Origin of the sequence: Paenibacillus sp. (genome assembly GCF_035645235.1) — a bacterium.
Classification (GTDB): Bacteria; Bacillota; Bacilli; order Paenibacillales; family YIM-B00363; genus Paenibacillus_AE.
This window is the reverse complement of record NZ_DASQMZ010000094.1, coordinates 1-3926: the sequence shown is the minus strand read 5'-3', so window position 1 is coordinate 3926 and position 3926 is coordinate 1. Positions and strand designations below refer to the sequence as shown.

3 protein-coding genes are annotated in these 3926 nt (G+C 60.4%); all 3 read left to right on the top strand.

The window, feature by feature from the left end:
- Positions 1-70 precede the first annotated feature (70 nt).
- Positions 71-1789 carry a hypothetical protein gene (locus tag VEZ38_RS08695; protein WP_324892955.1) on the top strand — a complete coding sequence of 573 codons (1719 nt, stop codon included), beginning with the start codon at positions 71-73 and terminating at the stop codon, positions 1787-1789.
- Between the two features lie 203 nt (positions 1790-1992).
- A complete protein-coding gene (locus tag VEZ38_RS08690; RefSeq protein WP_324892954.1) occupies positions 1993-2955 on the top strand; it encodes an ABC transporter permease in 963 nt (320 codons plus the stop codon).
- 12 nt (positions 2956-2967) lie between these two features.
- Positions 2968-3855, top strand: coding sequence for a carbohydrate ABC transporter permease (locus VEZ38_RS08685; RefSeq protein WP_324892953.1), 888 nt, complete (start codon positions 2968-2970; stop codon positions 3853-3855).
- Positions 3856-3926 lie beyond the last annotated feature (71 nt).

Sequence of the window (3926 nt, the reverse complement as noted above, 5' to 3'; positions counted from 1 at the left end):
AAGACGCTGCGCTGCCGCGTGGACGGCGCCGTCGACGTAGATACGATCGTGGAAGGGTGGTGACCGTCCGATGAGGAGAATCGAAAACATCGCGGTATGGATCAACGGCCGCGCGGCGGACGAGCGACGCTCCCGCGGCTGGAACGAGTTCGGCGAATACGTCTTGGAGCTGCTGGAGCATCGCGGGATCGCGTATCGGGTCGTATCGACGGCGGGCGCGCTGCTCGAGGGAGGCTTCGACGTCGTCGTCGCGGCCGTCGCCGACGATCTGCACGGGGACGCGGACGCAATGCTGCGCTTCGCGGAGCGGGGCGGGCTCGTCGTCGCGCTCGCCAACCTGAACCGGCTCGCCGCGCGCATCGATCACCGGCCGGCGGCGCCGTCGACGCGCGATTACGCAGTGCTGCGCGCCGACGACGGTCCGCTCGGCTTCGTCGCCGCAACGTATGGAGAAGCGGGCGCGGTTCGACTGCGGTACGCCTCCGCCGCGCCGTGGCGGCCGATCGGCGCTCCGGCGCCGGGCGCCGACGCGTTCGGCTCGCTGCCGAACGGCCCTCTGCTGCAGCGGTTTCCTGTCGGAAGCGCGGGCGGGCGACTCGACCGATTCGCGGTGAACGTCGGGGAGACGGTCGTCGCCGTGCAGCAGGGCGACCGGCCGGTGCTCGAGGACGGCGTTCCGGCGCCGGACGGCACCGCGGACGTGACGGACGGGGTGCTGAAGGCGGACGATGTCATGTTGATGGATTGGGACAAGGACCGAAAGACGACGGCGTCGGGCTTGCCGTATTTCGCGTTTCCGTACGCGGATTGGTGGCGGGAGCTGCTCGTCGGCTATCTCGTCGTCGCCTGCCGCGACCGCGGCCTCGCCTTGCCGTTCGTCGGGTATTGGCCGCACGGCATCGACCGCGTCGCCCATCTGTCGCACGACAGCGACTTCAACGGCGACGAGCAGGCGGCGACGACGCTCGCGCTGCTCGAGGAGCAAGGCATCCGCTCCACCTGGTGTATGCTCGAGCCCGGCTATTCCCGGCATCTGTACGACCGCATCCGGGAAGGCGGCCATGAGATCGCGTTCCATTATAACGCCGTCGCCGCGGATAACGGCGTCTGGAGCGAGGCGGAATTTCTAAGGCAATTCCGCTGGCTGCAGGAGGCGACAGGCGAACGGGACATCGCCACGAACAAAAACCACCTGACCCGCGTGGAGGGCTGGGGCGAGCTGTTCCGCTGGTGCGAAAAGGCGGGCATCGCTTCGGACCAAACGCGGGGGCCGAGCAAGAAGGGCAACGTAGGGTTCCTCTACGGCACGAGCCATCCGTATTTTCCCGCCGCGTGGGCGGATGAAAACAACCGCCGTTACGACGTCCTCCAGGTCGGCTTCCTGACGCCGGACATGAACACGGGGAAGTGGACGGACGATACGTTCGTCGCGCCGATGCTGGACGAAGTCGCCCGGACGGAAGGCGTCGCGCATTTTCTGTTTCATCAATATCATCTGCACCATAACGAGCGCGTGCGCTCGGCGTACCGGATTTGGGCGGAGGAAGCGCGCGCGCGCGGATTTACGTTCCTGACGAATCGGGAGATCAACGACTGGGAGCGCGCGCGGCGCGCGTTCCGCATCGGCGGTTTCGGCGCGGACGGGGCCCCTGCGGTCGACGCGCTCGGCGGCCCCGCACCGGCGGGGACGGTCGTCTGGGTGCCGGTCGTAGGCGACGCCGGGGCGGTCGGCGACGCCGATATCGCCGAACGGTACGGCGTCCCGTGCCGAAGACACGTCCTGCCATGACGGACGCGAAGCCGCGGCCGAGACGGACGAAGCCTCACATTCCGTAACATTCCAATGAAAGAGTCCTTCGGGGCTCTTTTCTTTTTTTTGTAAGGTAAACTCGTACGCTTCCTCCGGTTAAAAGCGCTTCCATCCGCTTTTATAATCAAGCTAGAGCCAGAAAGAGAAAAGAGAGAGAGACAGAGAGAAGAGGAGGGAACCCCATGGAATTGCAGCCGTCGCGAACGCCGCAGCCCGCGCAGCGACCTACGGCTTTCCGCCGCTGGGCGCAGCGGAACTTCGCGCAGAAAGAGCTGTTGCTCATGACCGTCCCCTTGATCGGGATCGTGATCGTGTTCAACTATATGCCGTTATACGGCTGGCTCATGGCATTTCAAGACTTCAAAGTAGCCCGAGGCATCTCGGGCAGCCCGTTCGTCGGGTTCGACAACTTCGAGCAGCTGTTTCGAGACCCGCATTTCTTCCGGGTGCTGCGAAACACGCTGGCGATGGGATTCCTCAATCTCATCTTCGGCTTCGTCGGCGCGGTCGGCCTGGCGATCGCGTTAAACGAAATTCGCGTCCGTTGGTTCAAACGATCGGTGCAGACGATTACGTATATTCCTCACTTCGTCTCCTGGGTCGTTATCGCCAACATCGCGCACGTCATGCTGTCTCCGGACGGAGGTCTCGTCAACGACCTGCTGATCGGGCTCGGGCTCCGGGACGAACCGTTTTATTTCATGGCGCAGCCGCATTGGTTTTGGGGCATCAACACGTTCTTCTATTTTTGGAAAGAGGTCGGCTGGAACGCGATTATATACCTCGCCGTACTCGCCGGGGTGAACCCGGACTTATACGAGGCAGCCGACGTGGACGGGGCCGGCCGCATTCGGAAAATTTGGCACATCTCGATCCCGTCGCTCATGCCCGTCGCCGTCATTATGCTGACGATGTCGCTCGGCTGGGTCATTCAAAGCGGATACGAGTCCCAATATTTGCTCGGCAACTCCATGGTGATCGACTTCTCCGAAGTGCTTGATTTGTACGCGCTTCGTTATTCGTTCCAAATCGGCGACTACGGCGCCGGGGCGGCCATCAGCATTTTCAAATCGATCGTCAGCATTCTCATGGTGCTTTCCGTTAATTATTTCGCGAAGAAAACCGGCAATGGCGGATTGTTTTAAGGAGGCTACGGCATGAAAACGACAAAACTCGGCGACGCCTCGTTATCCGTGGCGCTCTACTCCGGATTGCTGCTCTTCAGTTTATTTACGCTCTATCCGTTCCTTAACATCTTAGCGGTTTCGCTGAACGACAAGATCGATACGATCCGAGGCGGCATCTACTTATGGCCGCGCGTATGGTCGATGCAAAACTACACCGAAATTTTCGCGAATCCGAATTTGCTGGGCGCTTTCCTCATGTCGGTGCTCCGGACGGTCGTCGGCACGGTCCTTGGTATTTTGTGCACCGCCTTGTTCGCTTACGCATTGAGCGCGAAAGAATTCATGTACCGCAAGCTGTTCAACGGGATGCTCGTCATTACGCTGTACGTGAACGGCGGATTGATCCCGACGTACCTGTTGATCAAAAACCTGGAGCTGATGAACACCTTCTGGGTGTATATATTGCCTTTGCTCATCAGCGGGTTCTACGTCATTATTATGCGAAGCTACTTCGAGTCGCTGCCGGACGGCTTGATCGAATCGGCCAAAATCGACGGGGCGGGCCACTTTCAAACGCTGTTCCGCATCGTCATTCCGGTCAGCTTGCCCGTGCTCGCCACGATTACGCTGTTCGTCGCGGTGCTGCATTGGAACTCGTGGTTCGACAACTATTTGTACGCGAGCCGGGAGCAAAGTTTAAGCCTCCTGCAATACGAGCTCATGAAAATATTGCTCAGCGCCATGAACCAATCGGCGACGCAACAGGCGCATATCAGCGAAAACACGGTCAACATCGTCAATCCGCAATCGGTGCGGGCCGCGATGACGATCATCGTCACGGTGCCGATCCTGCTCGTGTACCCGTTCTTGCAGCGGTATTTCGTCAAGGGTATGACCGTCGGCGCCATGAAGGAGTAACGTTCCGCTTCCGTGTATCTTAGGCAACCGCCTATGGATATAAAAAAATCAAAACATAAGGGGCAGATGAA

Excerpts from the sequence above, each read along its gene's own strand:
- VEZ38_RS08685 (WP_324892953.1), top strand. The coding sequence starts at position 2,968 with ATGAAAACGACAAAACTCGGCGACGCCTCGTTATCCGTGGCGCTCTAC.
- VEZ38_RS08690 (WP_324892954.1), top strand. The coding sequence starts at position 1,993 with ATGGAATTGCAGCCGTCGCGAACGCCGCAGCCCGCGCAGCGACCTACG.
- VEZ38_RS08695 (WP_324892955.1), top strand. The coding sequence starts at position 71 with ATGAGGAGAATCGAAAACATCGCGGTATGGATCAACGGCCGCGCGGCG.